Origin of the sequence: Halomonas faecis (assembly GCF_010993975.1) — a bacterium.
GTDB classification, from domain to species: Bacteria; Pseudomonadota; Gammaproteobacteria; order Pseudomonadales; family Halomonadaceae; genus Halomonas; species Halomonas faecis.
In genome coordinates, this window is record NZ_JAACZO010000022.1 from 191,870 (window position 1) to 212,936 (window position 21,067).

The window sequence follows — 21,067 nt, forward strand, 5'->3', positions numbered from 1 at the left end:
TCATTCATAGCGCAGCACCTCCGCCGGCTGGACTCGCGCCGCGCGCCATGCCGGATAGAGCGTCGACAGGAAGGTGAGGCCGAAGGCCGCGGCGACGATGTTGCGGACGTCCTCCCAATGCAGACGCGACGGCAAATCGCTGATGAAGTACACCCCGGCATCGAGGAACTGGAAACCCAGCACCGACTCCACCCAGCCGATCACATCGGCAATGCTCAGTGCCAGCACGACACCCAGTCCAACGCCCACGGCGATACCGATGGTGCCGATGGCCAGTCCCTGGACGATGAAGATGCCCATGATCGAGCGCGGCGTGGCGCCGATGGTGCGCAGGATGGCAATGTCGGCATGCTTGTCGGTCACCACCATCACCAGCGTCGAAACGATGTTGAACGCCGCCACGGCGATGATCACGGTGAGCAGCAGACCGATCATGCGCTTCTCCATCTGGATGGCTTGGAAGAGATTGCCGTGGGAATAGGTCCAGTCCAGCCCGCGAAAATCCGGCCCCAGCTCGTTGACGATGGCCCGCGTCTCGCTGCTCGCGGCGAACAGGTCGTCGAGCTCCAGACGCAGGCCGCCCACGGTATTGCCCAACCGGGCCAGCGACTGCATGTCCTCGATATGGGCATAAGCCAGGCTGGCATCCAGATCGGCGCCCACGCTGAAGATACCGCTGACGGTAAAGCGCTTGAGACGCGGAAAGACGCCCGCCGGCGTAATCGAGGCCTCGGGCACCAGCAAGGTCACCCGGTCGCCGACGCCGACCCCCAGACGGCGAGCCAGGATCGAACCCAACACTACGTTCCATTCGCCGGCGACGAGATCGTCGAGGCTGCCCTGGCGCATGTGCTCGTCGATGATCGAGACGCGCCCCTCCCAACTGGGTACGACGCCGTTGACCATGGCGCCTTCGTTGCGCCCGCCGACCGAGAACATACCTTGCTGTTCCACATAGGGAGCCGCGCCGATCACTCGCTCGCGCTCCATCAGTTGCTCAGCGAGCCCCTCCCACTCGACCAAGCCGGTACGCGACTCGATCTTGGTGTGCGGCACCATCCCCAGAATGCGGGTGCGCAGCTCGTGATCGAAGCCGTTCATTACCGAGAGCACCAGAATCAGCACCGCCACGCCGAGCATCAGCCCCAGCATGGAAGTCAGCGAAATGAAGGAAATGAAATGGTTGCGACGCTTGGCCCGCACGTAGCGCAACCCGATCAGTAAAGGTAGGCGGTCTAGCATGGTGGCGTTCCTTGTCAGCGGGAGCTCATGGTACGGTTTTTTCTCCGCGGCTGCATCGGTACGCAGTGCCTTGCGCAATGCTTGCAAGATACTCGCTGTCGACCTACATTTCGCCAGCACCGCTGCCTCCGCTCCACGCCGACCACGAGAATCTCCCCATGGCCAATCGCCTGCTACCCGAGTGGCATCCCCAGGATGCCGTGCAACTGACCTGGCCGAGCCCCCATGGCGACTGGGCACCACTGCTCGAACGCATCGAGGGAACGCTGGAAGCGCTGGTGGTGGCTACTGCCCGCTATCAACACGTGCTGATCAGCGTGCCCGATGCGGCGACCCGTACCCACTTGGCACGGCGTTTCGCGAACCTGGGGGTCGACGCCGCGCGCCTCCATCTGGTGGTGCTCGAGGCCGACGACACCTGGACCCGCGACCACGGCCCACTGGGCGCCGAGTGCGACGGCGCACTGACCCTCCTCGACTACGTCTTCACCGGCTGGGGGGACAAGTACCCGGCCCGCCGCGACGACACTCTGACCCAGCGCCTGGTCGAGGCCGGCACCTTCGCCTGCCCGGTGATCTCCCACGACCTGGTGCTGGAAGGCGGCGCCATCGATACCGACGGCGAGGGTACCCTGCTCACCACCGAATCGTGCTTGCTCAACGACAACCGCAACCCGGGCCTGGGGCGCGAGGCGCTGGAGACTCGCCTGCGCGAGGAGCTCGGCATCGAGCGTGTGCTGTGGCTTAGCCAGGGGCATCTGGAGGGAGACGACACCGATGGCCACATCGACACTCTGGCCCGGTTCGTCGACCCCGAGACCATTGCCTACGTCCGTTGCGACGACGATAGCGACCCGCATTACCCGGCCCTGGCGGCCATGGAAGTCGAGCTCAAGGCACTACGGCGCCGGGTTGGCGAACCGTATCGCCTGCTACCGCTACCCTGGCCGCGCCCCGTCTACGACCCGGTGGACGGTCACCGCTTGCCGGCCACCTATGCCAACTTCTTGATCATCAACGGCGCCGTGCTGGTGCCCACCTATGGCGATGCCGCCGATGGCCGTGCCCTGGCCGCTCTGGGCGACGCCTTCCCGGACCGCGACATCGTACCCATCGAGTGCACCAGCGTGCTGCGTCAGCACGGCAGCCTGCACTGCCTGACCATGCAGCTACCGGCCGGCAGCCTGGCCCGCAATGCCGCCACCGTTGCCTGATGCGATAGGCACAAGCCACGGAAGGGCTCCTGCACCAGGGGTGAGGCGGATTCCGCCGAACGGATTGGCCATGAATGGCCAGCACCGGCCCTGCCAGCGGAGCCGGCTGCGAGAGCGTCCCTTCGGAGGCCTGTCGCCGGATACGCCTTGAGCATTGAAACATACGAGGAGACTGTCTATGTCCCGTCATCTCGAGGTCGGCCTGGTGCAACAAGCCGCCTGGCCCGACAAGGAGAAGAGCCTGGCCGAGAGCGAAGCCGGCATCCGCGAGCTGGCTGCGTCCGGTGCCCGGCTGGTGATGCTGCAGGAACTGCACGCCACCCACTACTTCTGCCAGAGCGAGGATCCGGCGATCTTCGATCTCGCCGAGCCGCTGGACGGCCCCACGGGCCGCCGCCTGGCAGCGCTCGCCGCCGAGCTCGACATCGTGCTGGTGGGCTCGCTGTTCGAACGCCGCGCTCCCGGGCTCTACCACAATACCGCCGTGGTCTACGACGGCGACCGCGGCAGAGTCGGCCACTATCGCAAGATGCACATCCCCGACGACCCGGCCTTCTATGAAAAATTCTACTTCACGCCTGGCGATGTGGACGACGCCCGCGGCGACGGTTTCACGCCCATCGACACCTCGGTGGGGCGACTCGGCGTGCTGGTCTGCTGGGATCAGTGGTATCCCGAAGCGGCACGACTGATGGCGCTGGCGGGCGCCGAGATACTGCTCTACCCCACCGCCATCGGCTGGCACCCACCGGACGACAAGCCGGAAAAGACCCGCCAGAAGGATGCCTGGACGCTGATCCAACGCAGCCATGCCGTGGCCAACGGCATCCCGGTGCTGGTCGCCAATCGCGTCGGCCACGAGCCGGATCCCTCGGCCACCGGCCCCGGTATCGACTTCTGGGGCGGCAGCTTCATCTGCGGGCCCCAAGGGGAACTGCTGGCCCACGCCGGCGGCGAATCCGAGCGAATGCGGGCCACCCTCGACATGGGCCGCAGCGAGGCAATCCGGCGCATATGGCCCTATCTACGCGACCGCCGCATCGACGCCTACGGCGACCTGACTCGACGCTACCGGGACTGAGCGCGCTTTGCGCGCTCAAGCTGGAAGCTGGAAGCTGGAAGCTGGAAGCTGGAAGCTGGAAGCTGGAAGCTGGAAGCTGGAAGCTGGAAGCTGGAAGCTGGAAGCTGGAAGGCAGCATGTTGCCACCGGTCCTGGCATCAAGGTCTTTCTTCAAGCTTCCAGCTTAAGCCCGCGGAGCGGGCACTCTTCCAGCTTCCGGCAAAGCCGGTCACTTCCAGAAATCGCGGATCGAGGCGATTCCCTGGGCGCCCACGGCGCGGGCATGATTGGCGTCGAAGCGGGTCATGCCACCCAGCGCGAAGACCGGCATGGCCGCACGTTCGACCAGTTGCTGGAAATCGTGCCAACCCAGCGGCGCCACCTCGGGATGCGAGGGTGTAGTGCGCAGCGGCGAGAGGGTCACGAAATCGCAGCCGATGAGGCCGGCCTGGGCCAACTGACGGCTGTCGTGGGTCGACGCCGACAGCCACTTCTCCTCGGCAATGGGACGCCGCTCCAGCTTCATCAGCCGCTCGCTGGTGAGGTGAATGCCATCGGCATCGATGCGCTCCAACCGCTCGGGGTCGCCGTTGAGCAGCAGTCGCGCTCCGTGTTCCCGGCACAGCGCCAGCGCCCGTTCGGCGCGGGCCAGGTAGGCACCTTCGTCGAGCAGCTTGGCGCGTAGCTGCACCATGCGTACGCCATCCTCGACCAGCGCCCGGGTCAGGCTGGCCTCGAAGCGCGCCTCGTCGTCTTCCTCGCCGGTAATCAGATATTCGGTGGGCAACATGACGGCACGCAGGATCGGCAGGTTGGCCGCCGGGAAGGGGTATCCCGCCAGCTCGTCCATGGGCACCCAGCGTACCGCTTGGCCTTCGCGCCCGAAAGGCTCGCCGGCAAAGGCGTGCACCTGCCAGACATCGAGCAGGATGTGCTTTTCGGGATATTCGTGATGCACGCGAATCAGCGGCTGGGCACGCTGTATCTCCACGCCCAGTTCCTCGTGCAACTCACGCTTAAGGCCTTCGAGCCCCGTTTCGTAGGGCGCCAGCTTGCCGCCCGGAAACTCCCACAACCCGCCATGGTCGACGTTGGACGGCCGACGCGCGATCAGCACCTTGCGGCCATCCTCATTGATGATGGCGGCCGCTGCCACATGCACCCTTCTCTTCACCATTGCGTTCATTAACCTCTATCCCGCTGTGACCGCGCCTCGCGGAGCGCGGGGCTGATTCATCCGTCGCAACCGCCGTCAGCTACGATAGTCGGCGTTGATGCTCACGTAGTCGTGCGAGAGATCGGAGGTCCACACCGTGGCATTCTCCGCGCCTCTCCCTAGGGCAATACGGATCGTGATTTCCTCGCTCGCCATCACCTCGCTGCCGGCTTCCTCGGTGTAGCCAGGGGCGCGCCCGCCGTTCTCCACCAGCCGCACATTGCCCAGATCGATGGTCACCCTGTCCACATCGAACTCCGTCACCGGCGCCCTTCCCACGGCGGCAAGTATCCGCCCCCAGTTAGCGTCCGATGCATACAATGCCGTCTTGACCAGCGGCGAATGGGCCACGGTGAATGCCACCGCCAGCGCCTCTTCACGGCTCGTCGCCTCGTTGACCTGCAGGGTGACGAACTTGGTCGCCCCTTCGCCGTCACGGATGATGGCCTGGGCCAACTCGGTCATCACCCGCTGCAGGCCGTTGCGAAACACCGCCACCTGCTCGTCGTCGTCCACCCTGGCCCCGCGCCCGGTGGCGACGAGCATACAGGCATCATTGGTGGAGGTATCGCCGTCCACGGTGATGCAGTTGAAGGAGCGCTCGACGGTGTCGCGCAGCAGCGACTCGAGCAGCGGTTGCTCGATGTCGGCATCCGTGGCCACGTAGGCGAGCATGGTAGCCATGTTGGGCTGGATCATCCCCGAGCCCTTGCTGATTCCGTTGATGGTCACGGACCGCTCGCCGAGCTCCACTGTCACGCTCGCCCCCTTGGGGCGGGTGTCCGTGGTGAGGATGCCTTCACCGGCCAGCTGCCAGGCCTCGGCGCTGTCGTCCAGGGCGGCAAGCGCCGCCGGCAAGCCTCCCAGCAAGCGCTCCATGGGCAGTGCCTCGCCGATCACCCCGGTCGAGAATGGCAGCACGCTCTCCTCTTCCACGCCCGCCAGCCGAGCCAGCTCGGCACAGGTCGCGCGTGCATCGCGCAGGCCGGTTTCGCCGGTACCGGCATTGGCATTGCCAGTGTTGATCACCAGATAGCGCGGCGCCGATGAGCGGGCCGTGCAGGCCGCCAGATGCGTGCGCGCTACGGTGACGGGGGCTGCACAGAAGGCGTTGCGCGTGAAGGTGCCGGCCACCCGGGCGCCCTCGGGCACCTCGATCACCACCAGATCGCGCCGGTCGGGCTTCTTGATGCCCGCCATGGCGGTGCCCAGGCGCAAGCCTTCGATCACCGGCATCACCGGAAAGCGTGATTCACCCACTGCCATGCTTGTCTCTCCTGGTTGGAATCAGCTTCGAGCTTCGAGCTTCGAGCTTCGAGCTTCGAGCTTCGAGCTTCGAGCTTCGAGCAGGATGCTACCCCCTGGCAAAGGGGGCGCAACCGGTAGCCCGTAGCCCGTAGCCCGTAGCCCGTCAGTTGAGCTTGCCGCAGCACTGCTTGTACTTCTTCCCCGAGCCACACGGACAGGGATCGTTGCGGCCCACCTTCGGCCCTTCGCGGCGCATCGGGCGACCATCGGCACCCGGCGGCAGCGGTGCCGACTCGTCCTCCTCCCCGGCAGTGGCCATCGCCGGAGCATCATGACGACTCGCCGCAGATGCCTTCTCGCGCTCCAGAGCCTCACGACGCTTGCGCTCCAGCGCCTCGACCTCTTCGGGCTGACGCACATGAACGTGGCTGAGAATCCGCGTGATGTCCGACTTGATGTTGGCCAGCAGGGTCTGGAACAGCTCGAAGGCCTCGCGCTTGTATTCCTGCTTGGGGTTCTTCTGCGCATAGCCGCGCAGGTGAATTCCCCGACGCAGGTGATCCATGGCCTGCAGATGCTCCTTCCAGCGCGTATCGAGCACTTGAAGCATGACCTGCTTCTCGAAACGACGAATCAGCGCCTCACCGGCCTGCTGCACCTTTTCGTCGTAGGCCTCGCGATGCATCGCCTGCAGGCGCTCGCGCAGCTGTTCCTCGTGAAAGCGGTCGTCCTGCTCGGCCCACTCCACCACCGGCGCTTCGAGGTTGAACTCGTTCTTCAGGTGGTCCTGCAGACCCGCCAGATCCCACTGTTCGGGCAGGCTCTGGGGCGGCACGAACTCGCTGATCGCGGCATCGAGCACCTCTTCGCGAATGCCCAGCACGTTCTCGGAGACATCCTCGGCGCCGAGAATCTCGTTGCGCTGCTCGTAAATCACGCGACGCTGGTCGTTGGCCACGTCATCGTACTCGAGCAGCTGCTTGCGGATGTCGAAGTTGCGGCTCTCGACTTTCTTCTGGGCGCGCTCCACGGCGTTGGTGACCATCTTGTGCTCGATCGCCTCGCCGCGCTCCAGGCCCAGCGCCTTCATCATGCGCTGCACACGGTCGGAGCCGAACAGGCGCATCAGGCTGTCTTCCAACGACAGGAAGAAACGCGTCGAGCCGGGATCGCCCTGACGGCCGGAACGGCCGCGCAACTGGTTGTCGATACGCCGCGATTCGTGGCGCTCGGAACCAATGACGTGCAGCCCGCCGGCGGCCACCACTGCCTCATGGCGTTCGCGCCACTCTTCCTTGAGCACTTCGACCTGCGCTTCCGAAGGGGCATCCAGCTTGGCCATCTCGGCCTCCCAGTTGCCCCCCAATACGATGTCGGTCCCGCGACCGGCCATGTTGGTAGCAATGGTCACCGCGCCGGGCCGGCCGGCCTGGGCGATAATCTCGGCCTCGCTCTGGTGCTGCTTGGCGTTGAGCACGTTGAAATCGAGGCCTTCCTCCTGCATCAGCTGTGCCAGGTACTCGGAAGTCTCGATGGAGGCGGTCCCCACCAGCACCGGCCGTCCGGCTTCGGTCTGCGCCTTCACGTCCTCGATGATCGCCTCGAACTTCTCCTCGGCGGTGAGGTAGACCAAGTCGTTGTGATCCGCGCGGATCAACGGCTTGTTGGTGGGGATCACCACCACGTCGAGGCCGTAGATCTGGCGGAACTCGAAGGCCTCGGTATCGGCGGTGCCGGTCATGCCGGCCAGCTTGTCGTAGAGACGGAAGTAGTTCTGGAAAGTGGTGGAAGCCAGCGTCTGACTCTCGCGCTGAACGGTGACCCCCTCTTTGGCCTCGACCGCCTGGTGCAGACCTTCGGACCAGCGACGTCCCGGCATGGTACGGCCGGTATGCTCGTCGACGATCACCACTTGACCTTCACTGACGATGTAGTCCACATCGCGGTGGTAGAGGTGACGGGCACGCAGCGCCGAGTGCATGTGCTGCAGCAGGTTGAGGTTCTGGGCCGAGTAGAGGGAGTCGTGCTCACCGAGCAACCCCTCGGAGCGCATCAGTTCCTCTACCTTGTTGTGCCCCGCCTCGGTGATCTCCACCTGCTTGTGCTTCTCGTCGAGGGTGAAGTCGCCGCTAGTGGGATCCTCCTCGTCCTCGCACGGAACCAGGTGGCGGGCCAGACGATCCACTACCGAGTAGAGCTCGGTGTTCTCGTCCACCGCACCGGAGATGATCAGCGGCGTACGCGCCTCGTCGATGAGAATCGAGTCCACCTCGTCGACGATGGCATAGTGCAGGTCGCGCTGCACCTTGTCCTCCAGCGAGAACGCCATGTTGTCGCGCAGGTAGTCGAAGCCGTACTCATTGTTGGTGCCGTAGGTGATGTCGCAACCATAGGCGGTGCGCTTCTCCTCGGCATTCTGGCCGGCGTAAATCACCCCCACCGACAGGCCGAGGAATTCGTACAACGGGCGCATCCACTCGGCATCGCGGCGGGCCAGGTAGTCGTTGACCGTGACCACGTGCACGCCCTTGCCGGGCAGGGCATTGAGGTAGACGGCCAGGGTGGCGACCAGAGTTTTGCCCTCGCCGGTCTTCATCTCGGCGATGCGTCCGTCGTGCAGCGTCATGCCGCCGATCAACTGCACGTCGAAGTGACGCATGCCCATGACGCGCTTGCTCGCTTCGCGCACCGTGGCAAAGGCCTCGGGCAGCAGTGAATCCAGGTTCGCGCCGTCGTCCAGGCGCTCGCGGAAGGCCGCCGTATGCGCCTGTAGCGCCGCATCGTCGAGCGTCTCGTACTCGCTCTCGAAGGCATTGATCTGCGCCACGCTTCTGCGCATGCGCTTGACGACACGGTCGTTCTTGGAACCGACCACCTTGCGTAACAGAGAATTGATCATGAATCGTCCACAGTCTGCGAATGGCACGCTGCCGACGGCCGGCGACACGAGGTCGGTCTCGGGGCGCTTGGCCGGCGGGCTCGAAAGGTCGATGGTGTCAGCAAGACCGTGGTGGGCCGCGGCGGGTCAGCACATCCAGAGCTGCGGCCCAGCGCAGGACGGGCAACGCCCGCAACGCCGTAAGGATGACCAAGCTGGGTTGCCGCAGTATCGGCCAGCGCAGTTGAGCCCTCCGGCGCGCCTCGCGGCGACAGCGTACGCGCATCAGGGCCGGTGCCAGAATGCAGATTTGAGCGATGCGCTCGGTGAGACGCGGCGACTCGACGCTGCTCAACCCCACGGGCAGCAGACAGCTCACCAGCAGTCCCGCCAACCACCAGCGCGACGACGCCCGGGGCGTCGCCGTGCGGCGCGCAGCCGGACACTCCACAAGGCCGGCGTGTGACGGTTGATCGGTGGCCATGATGTCGAGGCACTCCTCAGCGTGCTAGGCTCAGGCAAAATCCGGGCGCCAGGCGGGCACCTGCCGTAAAAACGTTGCCGCCGGCACAAGCCAGCGCCCGGCGGGTTAGCAACCCGCGGTTCCAGCGACTGCCCCGGGAAAGCAAGCACATGAGTATAAAGGTTAAGCGTTCACGCGCCCAGCCCATGTCACGACTGCTGGGCGGCCAAGGCGAGCTGGCGCCGCTGATGCGCACGGCCCGGCTCATCGACCAGGCCCAGTCTCACCTGCGGGGGCACCTACCCGGTGAGGTAGGCGAACATCTCTACGTCGGCGGCTTCCACAACGGCAAACTGACCCTGATCACCGACCGCGCCGTGTGGCTCACCTGGCTACGCTACGAGCAGGCCCGCCTGCTCGAGCTACTCCATCAGTTACCGGCCTTCACGGCGGTGACCGGCTTCACCTTCAAGGTGCGGCCGGTGCACCCGGTCAAGGCCCCGCCCCGTCAGGCTCGGCAGCTCTCCGGCCCGGCCGGCGACGAACTGACCGCCTGCGCCGAAGGTACCGACGACCCGCGCCTCAAGAGCGCCCTCGAACGCCTGGCCGCCCATGCCGACCGCGGCGATGACGCGCCGCCGCAGCGGTGAGGCAGCGAGGACCGAGCAGGGTGTGGCGACGCAACGCCGTTTCCGCGATAGTCTGAAGAAGGGATGCAAGCTTCGAGGGTACGCCATGAAGCACCTGTACCTGATCCGCCATGCCAAGGCGCGCCAAGCCGACCGCGACCGGGCGGATCGCGAACGCCCGCTGAGCCGACGCGGCCACCATCAGCTCGCCGCCATGGCCCACTCCCTCGAGCGAATCGGCGCCTTCGACGGTGCGCTCTACGTGAGCAGCGCCACCCGCGCCCGGCAGACGTTGCTGGGCCTCGCCGTGGCACTGCCGACGCAGGACCTGACCAAGCGGGCCCATCATTCCGACGACCTCTACACTTTCGATGCTCGCCAGCTGCGCCGCTGGTTGCAGGAGAGCGCCCCGGAAGACGCCGCCCTCACCCTCATCGGCCACAATCCCGCCCTTCTGGCGCTGGCCCAGTGGCTCGCCCAAGCGTCCCCCGAGCGGTTACCCACTGCCGGCGCGCTGCATCTGGCTCTGCCCGTCGACCGCTGGGAGCAGCTCGGCAAGCACTGCGGCACCCTCGTGGCCAGCCTCGCGCCGACCGAGGTCAGCCATGCGCTGTTCAAGGGCAGCGCTCCCGATGCGCCGGCCCTGAAAGGACTCTCACTGGCCCAGCGAGTCCATGGCCGGCTCGTCCACCACTACCAGCGGATACGAGCACTGGGGCCGGGCGTGAAAGCCGGCTGGGATCCCGAGTTCCTCCACCAGTACCGAGTCAACCTGCGGCGTAGCCGGGCCATCGCCGAGTCGTTGCTCTCCATCACGCCCAAGCCCAAGGTCAAGAAAGCTCTCGAGGGCGTGAAGCGCAGCGCCCGCGCCACCAGCCGACTGCGCGACCTGGACGTCTTCCTCATGGGCCTGGAGGGAAAGCCTGAAGGCGAGCGAGGCGCCATCGAGCCGGCCGTGGCCGCCTGGCTGCGTGAGCAGGCCGAGGCCGAGCATCGCGCACTCTGCCAGCGCATGGCCAGCCGTGGTTACCGGAAGCAACTGCGCCGCTGGCGCGACGCGCTCGACGCCAAGCCGATGCGCAACCTGCTCGACACTCTCGAGCCCGACGCCATCGAGCAGGTGCTCACCGAGCGCATGGCACGACACGACGCTCAGTGGCGGGCGCTGGATGACACCGCTCCCGATGAGGCGATCCACACGCTGCGCAAGACCGTCAAGCGAGTTCGCTACCTGGCCGAACTGGCGCCCGATCGGCACCGCGACCTGCTCGACCGTCTACCCACACGCCAGACGCTGCTCGGCGATTTCCAGGACATCGCCAGCCAGCGCGGCCTGCTGGCGGAGTTTCGCGAAGCCCCGGCAACCGCCTCCCTCTCACCGCAGGCCGACGATGCCCTGACCGCCTGGGACCGGGCGCTGAGCGACCGCATGGCCGAACTGCGAAGCCGGATCCTGGCACTGCCACCGCTCACAGAAGCCCAGGCGGCCAGCGCCTGAGCATCGCCGCACTGGCCCTGGCAGCGTCTGTTACGCTGAATGCAGAGCCGTACCCAATGAGGAGGTGACCCATGAGCCTGACGCCTTCCACCATGATCGAGCTGGGTAGCTCCCTGCCCACTTTCCGCCTGCGAGATCCCGAGGACCGCGAGGTCGGCAGCGACGACTTCTCCGGCCAGCCGCTGCTGGTGGTGTTCATGTGCAACCACTGCCCCTTCGTCAAGCACGTTGCCGACGCCCTGGCCGAGTTCGCTCGCGAGTACCAGGCCAAGGGGCTCGGCGTGGTCGGCATCAACAGCAACGACTACGCCAGCCACCCCGACGACAGCCCCGAGAGGATGCGCGAGGAGATCGAGCGGCGCGGCTACACGTTTCCCTATCTGGTGGACGAAAACCAGGAGGTGGCCCGTGCCTTCGAGGCGGCTTGCACGCCGGACTTCTTCCTGTTCGACGCCGATCACCGTCTCGCCTACCGCGGCCAGTTCGACGACAGCCGCCCCAGCAAGCCGACGCCGGTGACCGGAGCCGACCTGCGCGCCGCCGCCGACGCCGTGCTCGCTGGCGAGGCACCGAACAACGACCAGAAACCCTCCATGGGCTGCAATATCAAGTGGCGGGAATGAGCCAGCTCCGACGCCTCTGGCCGGTTGACCGCGCTCACCACAGGCCCAATTGGGAAGCGACCCAGCGACCCGGCATGAGGGTGCCGGCAAAGGCGGCGACCAGACCCAGGTAGGCACCCAGCACCCACTCGCGATGCTGGCGTACCCGGCCCTTCACGATGGCGACGACGGCTGCCGTCAGCGCCACCAGCACCCACAGCGACAACAGGTGGATGGGCCCCAGGTGAGCCACCAGGGGCAGCACGCCGCCGCCCAGCCAGAACGAACTCAGCGCCGAGAGCGCCATGGCCGCCACCCAAGTGCTCCCCAGCAGCCGGTGCGGTTTCGTTCCCTTGCGCATCGACAGAATCAGCCCGCCGAGCCCTAGGGCCACGAAGGATGCGTAGAGGTGCAGCGTAAATGCCATGTGGCCTCCGTTGGTCATGCTGTGCCGGGGTTAGTGCAACTTGTTGCATAACACTAGCCTCGCGCCGACCTATATGCAACCATGTGCATATCAATTAGCAACGAACCGGCCTCTCCATGTCCCTGCGCGCCGTACTACTGATCACCCTGCAGCAGGAGCCCGGCACGGGTTACGACATCCTGCAGCGCTTCAAGGCCGGGCTCGCCCATGTCTGGCAGGCCAGCCACCAACAGCTCTACCGGGAGCTCGACCGCATGCGCGGCGACGGCCTGCTAACCTGCGAGACGATGCCCCAGGCAGAGCGCCCCGACCGCAAGGTCTACCACCTGACCGCGGCCGGGGGGGAGGCCCTCGACACCTGGCTCGCCGAGCCCCTGGCGGCCGGCCCCGTGCGCGAGCCCCTCTTCGCCAAGTTTTTCGCCTGGGAACGGTGGCCCGCCGACGCCCGCCGACGGGAGTTCAGCGACCTGCACGAGCAACTCACCCAGCGCCTGGCCACCTATGCCGCCATCGAAGAGGAGTGGTTCGCCGCCCCCGAGCGCCTCACCCCCGCCCAGCGCGCGCCCTGGCACACGCTGCGGCTCGGTCAACGGCTCACGCAGACCTGGCGGGAGTGGGTCGAGGAAGTGCTGGAAGAAGGGGAATGATCGCTGTCGCCAGAGCCAGGCCTTCGACTTTATGCTGTGGGTCAATGCAGTCATCCACGGGAGAGTCCGCCATGATCGATGCCAATGACATGAAACACCTCGAGCGCTGCGTGGCACTGGCGGAGAAGGCGCTGGAGACCGGCGACGAGCCGTTCGGATCGGTGCTGGTGAGCGGCGCTGGCGAGGTGCTCGCGGAGGACCACAACCGCGTCGCCGGGGGCGACAGTACCCAGCACCCGGAATTCTACCTAGCGCGCTGGGCGGCGCAGCATCTGACACCCGAGGAGCGGGCGCGGGCCACGGTTTACACTTCCGGGGAGCACTGTCCGATGTGTGCGGCGGCCCACGGCTGGGTAAGGCTAGGGCGTATCGTCTACGCCAGCTCGTCGCAACAGCTGGTGAGCTGGCTCGAGGCGATGGGCGCGGGTCCGGCGCCGGTGGCGCCGCTGCCGATCCAGACCGTGGTGCCGAGAGCATGGATCGAGGGGCCGGTGCCTGAGCTGGCCGAGCGCATCCGCGACCTGCACCAGCGCCGGCACCATGCTAGCCGGTCAGGCTCCGGAGAGGCATAGAACCGGCGATGGGCGGCAGCCTGTTGACCCCAACGCCCTTGAAGAAGCCACCCCTCGCCCGCAGGCAAATGACACCCCAAAGGGCTCATTCACCAAGAGCTCATCCCCGACGACGAAGGAGCAGTCCATGACGCGCATTCCCAATCCCGGTTTCGGCACCTTCCGCCTGGAAGGCGACGTACTCGAGAACGCGGTGAAAAGCGCCCTGGCAGCGGGCTATCGCCATATCGACACCGCCCAGATGTACGGCAACGAAACCGAAGTGGGCGAGGCCATCCGGGAGAGCGGCATTCCGCGCGACGAGATTTTCCTCACCACCAAGGTATGGCACGACCGCCTGCGCCCCGGCGATCTGGAAGCCAGCGTCGACGAAAGCCTGGACCGGCTCGGCACCGAGTATGTCGACCTGCTGCTGATACACTGGCCATCCCCCGATGGTGAAGTGCAGATGGACGACTACCTGAACGCCCTCAAGGCGGTGCAGGACGCCGGCAGGGCCAAGCACATCGGCATTTCCAACTTCACCCGCGCCCAGGTCGACCAGGCCATCGGCATTCTTGGCGAGGGCACCCTGCTGACCAACCAGATCGAGGTGCACCCCTTCCTGCAAAACCGTGCTCTCGTCGAACACTGCCAGTCACGCGGCCTCGAGGTCACCGCCTACATGCCGCTGGCCGTCGGCAAGGTGATGAAGGACACCACCCTGGAGCGCATCGCCCAGGCCCACGATGCCAACCCGGCGCAGGTCGCACTGGCGTGGATCAAGGCCCGCGGCCTGGTGACCATTCCCTCCTCCACCAAGGCCGAACACATCCGCAGCAACCTGGCCGCCTTCGAGATCGCGCTGAGCGACGACGAAATGGCTCAGATCGCCGAACTCGACTGCGGCGAGCGCATCGCGAACCCCGACTTCGCCCCCGCCTGGGACTGAACTCGCCGCCAAGGCTACGCCACGTGCCGCCGTTTCCGCTCGCCGGAAGCGGCGGCCTCGAATTCGACCGCCCTATCCGCCATGTACCGATTGGCACGTCACCGTTCCGGCTCGCTCAACCTGTCGACAATGCGATAGGCCGTAGGCATCGTCTCCGCCTCATCGAGGAGAGGGCGGGAGACGGTGGCGGCCTTCAGAGTCAGGGACATCGCGGCCCTGCCGCGAGCGATCTCGTCGTGCAGTTGGGCTTGCATGGCCGGGCGCTGCAGAGCTTCCTGTGCCTTGAGCATGGCGAATTCGCTGCCGGCGATGCCGGCCAGGGTCGCCACGGTGGTCACGGTACCTGCCACCAGGGCGCCCGGGCCACTGGGAGCGCTGACCGCCGCAACCGAGCCGCCGCCCAGCAGCGCCCGCGCGGCGCCGGCACCCAGGCGCGATGCCAGGCCGCGCACGGCCAGGCGACTGCCCTGCCCCGCCGCCGTGCTCCCCAGCCGGACCGCCAGAGCCCGGCCGGCCAACAACCCCACGCCACCGCCACCAGCGGCGGCCAAGTTCCAGCGTACACGGTCACGGCTGTCGCGCAGCGAACGCTGCAACGTCTCATCCAGGTCGAGAGCGGGTGGCTTTCCGTCATCCGCCGCCGCATCGACCTGAAGTGGGGCATAGCGGGCCTGCAAGGTGGCGGCCAGTTCGTCGACGAGCCGCCGCCGTTCACGGGCCAGGCGCAGCGGGTAGTCTACCTGGAGCTTGGCCAGGGCCGACTCGATACCGCTCGGCTCGATCAGGCGCGCGTGAAGTTGGCCGTCCAGCCAGTCATCCAGATCGCCGAGCAGGGCCACGCCGAGGCGAGCGTAGCTACCGCTCGGCGAGAAGTACCAGTTCAGGTAGCCGGGCACCGCGGCCTCCAGCGGCGCGTAAGCCGCTTCGAGTCGCCTCTCGACCCACGGAGTCATGCGTGCTGCGAGCCGCCCGCGAGAGTCATCGACGAACGCAGCCACATCGCACGAGAAGTCGGCATGGGTCTCGGCATCCAGGGTCAGCGACTCCCCCGCCACGATCACCCGGTACAACGGCGCCTCACTGCGCGATTCGAGCCAGCGATGGCCGGCTTCGAGCAGCGACAGCAACAGCACCACGACCAGCAGCGTGGGCCACCAGCGGCGCCAAACGGGCGTCGCAGACTTCCGCCGACGGACCGGAAGAGACACATCGCTCGACGGGGTCATGGGGCGTTCCCTTGGCGGCGGTGCGCTACCCCGCTCTGGCCTGGCTCGCCGGCACCGAGCAGCGCCTCGGCCCCCAGCAGCAGGCGGACGTAGGCCCAGGCAACGGCGCCCTGGGTCGCCAGCAGCATCAGCCAGCCCAGCAGAGCCACGGGGGTACCCAGTCGCAGACGTTCCACGGCGTTCTGCATGGCCCAGGCCTGGGTGATCTCGGCAGCGCCGGCCAGCCGTTCGAAGAATGCCAGCAGCGAACCGCCCCTGCCGCCCGGCAGATGGCGCGCAACGGCTTCCTCCCAACCCAGCCCCACCAGCCACGGCTGAGGTAGCCATAGCGCCAGCCCCACCAAGGCCAGGGCCAGCAGACACGCCAGGGGCGCCGTCAACAGTTGCCGGGACACCGGCACCAGCCGTTCGCCAATGACGTGCGGGACCAGGCGCCGGCGAAGCCATCGGGCGACCAACGCCAGGCCGAGCGCCGTCGCCAGCAACAGAGGCCAGGCGACGGGCGGCAGCAGGCGCAGCTTGACCAGCAGCACCAGCGCCAGCACGGTCCCGGCCACCTGATGACGCAACGCCATCAGTATCCCGCCACGCAGCCGGCGCTGCCAGGGCGACTCACCACGCAGGTACTGGCCGAGCCAGGCCCGGCGACGCAGGCGCGCGGTTTCCAGGCTGCCGGCAACGATCAACTGGGTGGTCAGCACCAGCGCCGGAAGGAACAGCCAGCCGGCCAGAGGACTACCGGCCAGCGACCAGAGCCACAGCGCCACCATCATCACGACGAGGTAGCCGTGGCCACCCCGCCACGCCTGCCGGCCGGCACTCATCCAATCAAGCATGTCACGCTCCCCTGCCCGTTCACTAACAGAGTAACGCCTGCAGGTATCGATTTCTCCAGTAGCCCGGCCGGGCCACTACGCCAGTCCGACACGCAATCGGATCGAACCACTTCTTCTGCAGGACCTGATTCATGTGCGAGGCACCGGCATTCCACCAGGGACCGCACCCACCTCCTGCCGACTTCCACACCCGATACTCGTCCAGACCCAGCGCCAGGAGTTTCCGGCGCCGGTTGAACCGCCCCCCAAGACCCACCCCGGGAACAGCGCCAAACTGACACACCATGGAAAAGTCCGCCGAGCGCTTGGCGGACATGAATTACGCCGCAGCGACTTCCATCCTACTGGCGCCACCGGGAAGCGGTAACCGCGAGTTCGAGGATCATGCCACGAATTGGCCCGTAGCCGTCATTACAGGACGGCCAGCTCTATGATGTCATTCAGACTGGCATCGTCCATCGGCTGCCCTTGTCGCATGTGGAATTCATAGACCAGGCGGATGACCCGAGCCTCGACCTCCGGCCGTAGGGAAAGACGTTTCTGATCGAGGATTCGACGTATCCTGACGATGCCCCCCTCCAGGGCCTCTAGATCGATATGACGCTGTCCCTGTATTGGCGAGCGCCCCTCCGGATTCCCCTCACCGGTGACGAACCACTCCACGGAAAGTTCAGCAGCCCGTGCCATCCGAACCAAGCTACTCAGGGTCGGCTCCGACAGTCCCGCCCGCCACTTCCGAAGCACCGATGTGGAAACCCCAGCCTTGTTCGCCATGATCGTGGCGCCTCCGGCTCGCTTGATCGCCATGTCCATGCGCTTCTCGAACGCGTCGACCTGCCCATCCTCGAGAGCACTACTGAATCCAATAAAGGTATGACGCGTCATGATTTATCCTGCTGAGAATTGAGATGCACAAATTCCCCTGGGCAACACAAATGCGTCGACTCTAGTCGTTTAATCGCCTCATACGTATTGACAACCGATCCATTCATGCCGTACAGTACGTTCTACGTACCCAAAGAGGCTTCGACGCCATATCGCACTGCTACCGGGGTCCGCCGAATCGAAACGGCGGCCAACAGTCAGGCACCGCCCACCCAGGAGGTGCCGTGAGAGCGGTCGAAACTGAAGAGCGAACGAGCTGTGGCGGCCGATCGAACCGCCTAGTGCTCATTTGTTTGTCGAAGCGACATGGATGCAAGGATAGCACCGCGATGGGGCGCAAGATATTCAGCTAGTACGAACGCCGGAGTCTGGACTGCTATCAAGGCGATTCACGATGGGACGATTGTTGATTTTCGAGCACGACGCACAGGTAGCTCAGTTCGCGGCGCGGATAGCGGAGAATGCAGCGTTGCAGGTACGGACAGCGGAGAGTGTCGAAAGTTTTTTGCGAGTCTTGGACGAACAGCGTTCGACTTGTGTACTGATAGACCTTTCCATGTCCGGTGCCGATAGCCTCGACATCATCCAGCTACTGGCCGATCGGGGATGCGAAGCCGGCATCATTCTGACCAGCGATGTTTTGACCAGCAATACCGACCCGCTAGTGCTCGATGCCGCGGCGCGGGTGGCCTCGGCACGCGGCCTGCGGGTCATCGGCCATCTGGCCAAGCCCTTTTCCGCAACCGGACTGCACGGGTTGCTGCGACAGGCAGGCAGCCCCCCCTCCACCGTGGGCATCTTGCATGCCTCCAGACCCCACCCCGAGAGAGAACTGAACCCCGCCCTGCTGCGCCAGGCCATCGAGAACTGCGAATTCAGCCTGGCCTATCAACCCCAGATATTCTGCCGCGACGGTCGATTGTCGGGATTCGAAGCTCTGGCGAGATGGCACCATCCGGTGGACGGCCTCATCGTGCCCGACCGCTTCATCCCTGCGATCGAACGAGCCGGGCTGATGCCCGAGTTCACCGCGAGGATCATCGAACAAGCGTTCTCGTGGTTCCACGCGAACATCCTCTCCCCTCCCGGAGGCGGCACGCTGCAAGGTAGCCCCTCCTTGTCCATCAACATCTCCGCCCGCAACCTCACCCAACCGGACTTTCCCGAGATCATGATCGACCTGTGCCAACGCTACGCCGTTCCCCCCCGCCGGGTGGTCCTCGAGTTGACCGAGACCAGCGCCCTGGACGATCCCGTGCTCTCCCTCGAACTGCTGACGCGTCTGCGGATGCAGGGGTTCCAACTCTCCATCGACGATTTCGGTGCCGGCTACTCCTCGATGCAGCAACTGGCGAGGCTGCCGTTTTCCGAAATCAAGGTGGACAAAACCTTCGTCGCCACGGCCTTGCAGTCGGCCACATCGCGCACGGTAGTCAAGAGCATCGTCGAACTGGCCCGTTCTCTGACGCTACGCTCGACGGCGGAGGGCGTCGAGGACGAGGCGACCCTGCAATTCCTCGACTTCATTGGCTGCGACCTGGCTCAGGGGTTCTTCATCGCACATCCCATGTCCGGAAAGAACCTCGCCGATTGGTTGAACGACGCACCACGGTGCTCATGGCAAGCGCCGGGAGCACCCCGCCACTGAAACCTCGGCTTGCCTATTTGCGGATTACACGCCATGAGATGGAGATCAATGTCTGCACACGCCGGTCAGGCCATCCACACCGTCGCTCGAATCGTCGAGGAGAAACATGATGTCACCATTTTCTCCGGTGCCCAGACTCATCCGCTAGCGGCCCAGGTGGCGGGTGTCGACATCGAGAAAAGCCTTCTGGTACTGCGTGTCTTCTGCCCGACAGGCGACATTAGCGCCCATCTGCTGGCTGAAGGATTGATCTCCTTCGATCTGGAAAAGGTCAACAGGGACGATCCGCCGCTATTGCTGAGCTTCGAAAAAGTTCGGGCAACCCACGAACGGCTCGACAGCAACCTGTTCGAGATCCGCTGCACCTTAGCGGACACATTGCTGATCACCGAAAAGCCCGGCGGCGCCAGGGTGCCCTTCATCCAGGGGATGTCCGCTGCAGCCTTCCTAGACATGTACGCGGGACGCCTCACCGTCCGGGCCCAACTGTGCAACCTTTCGATGGGCGGCTGCATGGTCCAAGTTCCACTGGAAGAGAGTACACCGCTGACGGTGCATCAGCGGATCCCCTCCCTGTCCCTCGAATTTCCCAACGGAGAGGGCCTACGCATCCAGGGTTCCATTCGCAACATGCGCCCCTTTGGTCGCGCTCGGCACATGGCGATCGGCATAGGCTTCGTCGAGCTCGACCACAAGACGCGGCAGCGCCTGCGTCACTTCGTCACCGAATGCGAACTGGAGCTGGCCAGACGCGCGGGAACGGAGTACAGACGCTCGGGAACCTCGCCACTTTTTCTCGTCAATTCCGGTTATAGAAAGAAGATCGCTTCGGAAAACAGACGACGCAGCAAACAACCGCCCATGGTCCATGCCATCAAGGAAGTGGCTCGACAGCAGCATATCATTCTGCACTGTATGAAGAATGTGTTGCCCTTTCCCAGGGACGTGCTTTACGACAGCGCGGATACCCTGCTGCACCTGGCCGAGAGCGACCGCAACCAGTTCTTGTATGTGCTGCGCTATCTCAACGAAGAGGCACCCTGGGTGCAGCACTCCGTACGGGTCGCGGCCCTGCTGGGAGATACCTTGCTGGCACATGCGAACCTAGCCGACGACGCACAGGAAGCAGTGGCCGGCGCCCTGCTGCACGTGATGGGAAAACCCTTGCTACTCAACGAGCGACTACCTACTCTGGACAGCTGCCTCACAACATCGCAGAGAAACATCCTGAGAGAGCATGTGGAAACCCTGCAGCGACGCCTGCGTGAGATCGACTGGACCCCCGGGCCGGTGCTGGACCGGATCATCAGCGACATCAACGAACGGCTCAACGGCAGCGGCTATCCGCAAGGTAAGGCGGTCGCAGCGTTGCCGGAGACGGTACGCATCGCCTCGGTCATCAAGGTCGTCGACACCCTGACTCACGCACGCAATGGCCGCTCCGCGCTGGCGCCCCTGGAAGCCTACCGGCAGGTATACAACCACGAGGGCTACGACAGGGAATGCCTGATCCGATACGTCCACCGCTACGGCTTCTATCCAGTGGGCAGCTTGGTCAAATACTCGGGCGGGTTTCTCGCCTGGGTCATGGCATCCGACCGCAAGGGCGTCCCGAGGCAGGTCCGCGTCGTCAAAAACTTGGCGTTCGAGGATTCGATGCTCGATACCGTGCTCAGCGATCCGGATCTGCGGGCGATCGGTACGCTGGAGGGCGTGGCCGACCCCGCCGACTTCCAGCTTTGAAGCCAGGCAGAATCGGGTAGGGCGCCGGGGTCACCCCCCCCCCCCCGGCGCCCTACCACACCACTGTACGTACCGTTCGGTATACGGCGGTTCATGAAGAAC

General features: G+C 65.4%; 19 protein-coding genes. 10 read left to right on the forward strand and 9 right to left on the reverse strand.

Annotated features, from left to right (window positions below; genetic code table 11):
• Nucleotides 1-1,242, reverse strand: a complete 1,242-nt coding sequence (locus GFD32_RS11040) for a lipoprotein-releasing ABC transporter permease subunit (RefSeq protein ID WP_163576602.1) — start codon at nucleotides 1,240-1,242, stop codon at nucleotides 1-3.
• Between the two features lie 158 nt (nucleotides 1,243-1,400).
• Here GFD32_RS11040 and GFD32_RS11045 point away from each other — a divergent pair, with 158 nt between their 5' ends.
• Entirely contained in the window at nucleotides 1,401-2,456 is a 1,056-nt protein-coding gene (locus tag GFD32_RS11045; RefSeq protein WP_163576604.1) for an agmatine deiminase family protein, read from the forward strand.
• Nucleotides 2,457-2,634: 178 nt separating this feature from the next.
• Nucleotides 2,635-3,537 carry a carbon-nitrogen hydrolase gene (locus GFD32_RS11050; protein WP_163576606.1) on the forward strand — a complete coding sequence of 301 codons (903 nt, stop codon included), beginning with the start codon at nucleotides 2,635-2,637 and terminating at the stop codon, nucleotides 3,535-3,537.
• A gap of 208 nt (nucleotides 3,538-3,745) precedes the next feature.
• On the opposite strand, the gene GFD32_RS11055 is transcribed toward GFD32_RS11050, so the two are convergent.
• The 4 genes from GFD32_RS11055 to GFD32_RS11070 all read right to left on the reverse strand — a co-directional run bounded on the left by GFD32_RS11055 (nucleotide 3,746) and on the right by GFD32_RS11070 (nucleotide 9,342).
• The gene (locus tag GFD32_RS11055) at nucleotides 3,746-4,702 is read right to left on the reverse strand and encodes a Nudix family hydrolase (RefSeq protein ID WP_240455610.1); all 957 of its coding nucleotides are present in this window, start codon (nucleotides 4,700-4,702) and stop codon (nucleotides 3,746-3,748) included.
• 66 nt (nucleotides 4,703-4,768) lie between these two features.
• On the reverse strand, nucleotides 4,769-5,998 hold the full coding sequence (gene argJ, locus GFD32_RS11060; protein ID WP_163576608.1) for a bifunctional glutamate N-acetyltransferase/amino-acid acetyltransferase ArgJ: 1,230 nt from the start codon (nucleotides 5,996-5,998) through the stop codon (nucleotides 4,769-4,771).
• A 145-nt stretch (nucleotides 5,999-6,143) separates the two neighbouring features.
• A complete protein-coding gene (secA, locus tag GFD32_RS11065) occupies nucleotides 6,144-8,879 on the reverse strand; it encodes a preprotein translocase subunit SecA (protein WP_163576610.1) in 2,736 nt (911 codons plus the stop codon).
• A gap of 97 nt (nucleotides 8,880-8,976) precedes the next feature.
• A complete protein-coding gene (locus tag GFD32_RS11070; RefSeq protein ID WP_240455611.1) occupies nucleotides 8,977-9,342 on the reverse strand; it encodes a hypothetical protein in 366 nt (121 codons plus the stop codon).
• A 149-nt stretch (nucleotides 9,343-9,491) separates the two neighbouring features.
• Here GFD32_RS11070 and GFD32_RS11075 point away from each other — a divergent pair, with 149 nt between their 5' ends.
• The 3 genes from GFD32_RS11075 (at nucleotide 9,492) to GFD32_RS11085 (ending at nucleotide 12,071) form a co-directional block, all read left to right on the forward strand.
• Nucleotides 9,492-9,971, forward strand: a complete 480-nt coding sequence (locus GFD32_RS11075; RefSeq protein WP_163576611.1) for a DUF721 domain-containing protein — start codon at nucleotides 9,492-9,494, stop codon at nucleotides 9,969-9,971.
• Nucleotides 9,972-10,056: 85 nt separating this feature from the next.
• Nucleotides 10,057-11,448: a CHAD domain-containing protein gene (locus GFD32_RS11080; RefSeq protein WP_163576613.1), complete on the forward strand. Its 1,392-nt coding sequence runs from the start codon at nucleotides 10,057-10,059 to the stop codon at nucleotides 11,446-11,448.
• A 71-nt stretch (nucleotides 11,449-11,519) separates the two neighbouring features.
• Nucleotides 11,520-12,071: a thioredoxin family protein gene (locus tag GFD32_RS11085; RefSeq protein WP_163576615.1), complete on the forward strand. Its 552-nt coding sequence runs from the start codon at nucleotides 11,520-11,522 to the stop codon at nucleotides 12,069-12,071.
• A 34-nt stretch (nucleotides 12,072-12,105) separates the two neighbouring features.
• On the opposite strand, the gene GFD32_RS11090 is transcribed toward GFD32_RS11085, so the two are convergent.
• A complete protein-coding gene (locus tag GFD32_RS11090) occupies nucleotides 12,106-12,477 on the reverse strand; it encodes a DUF2306 domain-containing protein (RefSeq protein ID WP_163576616.1) in 372 nt (123 codons plus the stop codon).
• A 116-nt stretch (nucleotides 12,478-12,593) separates the two neighbouring features.
• Here GFD32_RS11090 and GFD32_RS11095 point away from each other — a divergent pair, with 116 nt between their 5' ends.
• The 3 genes from GFD32_RS11095 (at nucleotide 12,594) to dkgB (ending at nucleotide 14,627) form a co-directional block, all read left to right on the forward strand.
• Nucleotides 12,594-13,124: a PadR family transcriptional regulator gene (locus tag GFD32_RS11095; RefSeq protein WP_163576618.1), complete on the forward strand. Its 531-nt coding sequence runs from the start codon at nucleotides 12,594-12,596 to the stop codon at nucleotides 13,122-13,124.
• Between the two features lie 71 nt (nucleotides 13,125-13,195).
• Nucleotides 13,196-13,696 (forward strand): nucleoside deaminase, encoded by a 501-nt coding sequence (locus GFD32_RS11100; protein ID WP_163576620.1) that lies wholly within the window; start codon nucleotides 13,196-13,198, stop codon nucleotides 13,694-13,696.
• 127 nt (nucleotides 13,697-13,823) lie between these two features.
• Complete coding sequence (gene dkgB / locus GFD32_RS11105; protein WP_163576621.1) at nucleotides 13,824-14,627, forward strand: 2,5-didehydrogluconate reductase DkgB; 804 nt, start codon at nucleotides 13,824-13,826, stop codon at nucleotides 14,625-14,627.
• Nucleotides 14,628-14,725: 98 nt separating this feature from the next.
• Here the strand turns inward: dkgB and GFD32_RS11110 are convergent, their stop codons facing one another.
• The 3 genes from GFD32_RS11110 to GFD32_RS11120 all read right to left on the reverse strand — a co-directional run bounded on the left by GFD32_RS11110 (nucleotide 14,726) and on the right by GFD32_RS11120 (nucleotide 17,574).
• The gene (locus GFD32_RS11110; RefSeq protein ID WP_163576622.1) at nucleotides 14,726-15,853 is read right to left on the reverse strand and encodes a hypothetical protein; all 1,128 of its coding nucleotides are present in this window, start codon (nucleotides 15,851-15,853) and stop codon (nucleotides 14,726-14,728) included.
• Nucleotides 15,850-16,689 carry a hypothetical protein gene (locus tag GFD32_RS11115; RefSeq protein WP_163576624.1) on the reverse strand — a complete coding sequence of 280 codons (840 nt, stop codon included), beginning with the start codon at nucleotides 16,687-16,689 and terminating at the stop codon, nucleotides 15,850-15,852. Before GFD32_RS11115 ends, GFD32_RS11110 begins: the two co-directional genes overlap by 4 nt.
• 411 nt (nucleotides 16,690-17,100) lie before the next feature.
• On the reverse strand, nucleotides 17,101-17,574 hold the full coding sequence (locus tag GFD32_RS11120; RefSeq protein WP_163576626.1) for a helix-turn-helix domain-containing protein: 474 nt from the start codon (nucleotides 17,572-17,574) through the stop codon (nucleotides 17,101-17,103).
• A 556-nt stretch (nucleotides 17,575-18,130) separates the two neighbouring features.
• On the opposite strand from GFD32_RS11120, the gene GFD32_RS11125 reads away from it, so the two are divergent.
• Both GFD32_RS11125 and GFD32_RS11130 read left to right on the forward strand, forming a co-directional pair.
• Nucleotides 18,131-19,222 carry an EAL domain-containing response regulator gene (locus GFD32_RS11125; RefSeq protein ID WP_163576628.1) on the forward strand — a complete coding sequence of 364 codons (1,092 nt, stop codon included), beginning with the start codon at nucleotides 18,131-18,133 and terminating at the stop codon, nucleotides 19,220-19,222.
• 48 nt (nucleotides 19,223-19,270) lie between these two features.
• Nucleotides 19,271-20,965, forward strand: coding sequence for an HD domain-containing phosphohydrolase (locus GFD32_RS11130; RefSeq protein WP_163576631.1), 1,695 nt, complete (start codon nucleotides 19,271-19,273; stop codon nucleotides 20,963-20,965).
• Nucleotides 20,966-21,067: the final 102 nt, after the last annotated feature.

Bases quoted from the DNA above. Each gene is read 5' to 3' on its own strand.
- GFD32_RS11040 (WP_163576602.1), bottom strand. From the start codon at position 1,242: ATGCTAGACCGCCTACCTTTACTGATCGGGTTGCGCTACGTGCGGGCC.
- GFD32_RS11045 (WP_163576604.1), top strand. From the start codon at position 1,401: ATGGCCAATCGCCTGCTACCCGAGTGGCATCCCCAGGATGCCGTGCAA.
- GFD32_RS11050 (WP_163576606.1), top strand. From the start codon at position 2,635: ATGTCCCGTCATCTCGAGGTCGGCCTGGTGCAACAAGCCGCCTGGCCC.
- GFD32_RS11055 (WP_240455610.1), bottom strand. From the start codon at position 4,702: ATGAACGCAATGGTGAAGAGAAGGGTGCATGTGGCAGCGGCCGCCATC.
- argJ (WP_163576608.1), bottom strand. From the start codon at position 5,998: ATGGCAGTGGGTGAATCACGCTTTCCGGTGATGCCGGTGATCGAAGGC.
- secA (WP_163576610.1), bottom strand. From the start codon at position 8,879: ATGATCAATTCTCTGTTACGCAAGGTGGTCGGTTCCAAGAACGACCGT.
- GFD32_RS11070 (WP_240455611.1), bottom strand. From the start codon at position 9,342: ATGGCCACCGATCAACCGTCACACGCCGGCCTTGTGGAGTGTCCGGCT.
- GFD32_RS11075 (WP_163576611.1), top strand. From the start codon at position 9,492: ATGAGTATAAAGGTTAAGCGTTCACGCGCCCAGCCCATGTCACGACTG.
- GFD32_RS11080 (WP_163576613.1), top strand. From the start codon at position 10,057: ATGAAGCACCTGTACCTGATCCGCCATGCCAAGGCGCGCCAAGCCGAC.
- GFD32_RS11085 (WP_163576615.1), top strand. From the start codon at position 11,520: ATGAGCCTGACGCCTTCCACCATGATCGAGCTGGGTAGCTCCCTGCCC.
- GFD32_RS11090 (WP_163576616.1), bottom strand. From the start codon at position 12,477: ATGGCATTTACGCTGCACCTCTACGCATCCTTCGTGGCCCTAGGGCTC.
- GFD32_RS11095 (WP_163576618.1), top strand. From the start codon at position 12,594: ATGTCCCTGCGCGCCGTACTACTGATCACCCTGCAGCAGGAGCCCGGC.
- GFD32_RS11100 (WP_163576620.1), top strand. From the start codon at position 13,196: ATGATCGATGCCAATGACATGAAACACCTCGAGCGCTGCGTGGCACTG.
- dkgB (WP_163576621.1), top strand. From the start codon at position 13,824: ATGACGCGCATTCCCAATCCCGGTTTCGGCACCTTCCGCCTGGAAGGC.
- GFD32_RS11110 (WP_163576622.1), bottom strand. From the start codon at position 15,853: ATGACCCCGTCGAGCGATGTGTCTCTTCCGGTCCGTCGGCGGAAGTCT.
- GFD32_RS11115 (WP_163576624.1), bottom strand. From the start codon at position 16,689: ATGCTTGATTGGATGAGTGCCGGCCGGCAGGCGTGGCGGGGTGGCCAC.
- GFD32_RS11120 (WP_163576626.1), bottom strand. From the start codon at position 17,574: ATGACGCGTCATACCTTTATTGGATTCAGTAGTGCTCTCGAGGATGGG.
- GFD32_RS11125 (WP_163576628.1), top strand. From the start codon at position 18,131: ATGTCCGGTGCCGATAGCCTCGACATCATCCAGCTACTGGCCGATCGG.
- GFD32_RS11130 (WP_163576631.1), top strand. From the start codon at position 19,271: ATGTCTGCACACGCCGGTCAGGCCATCCACACCGTCGCTCGAATCGTC.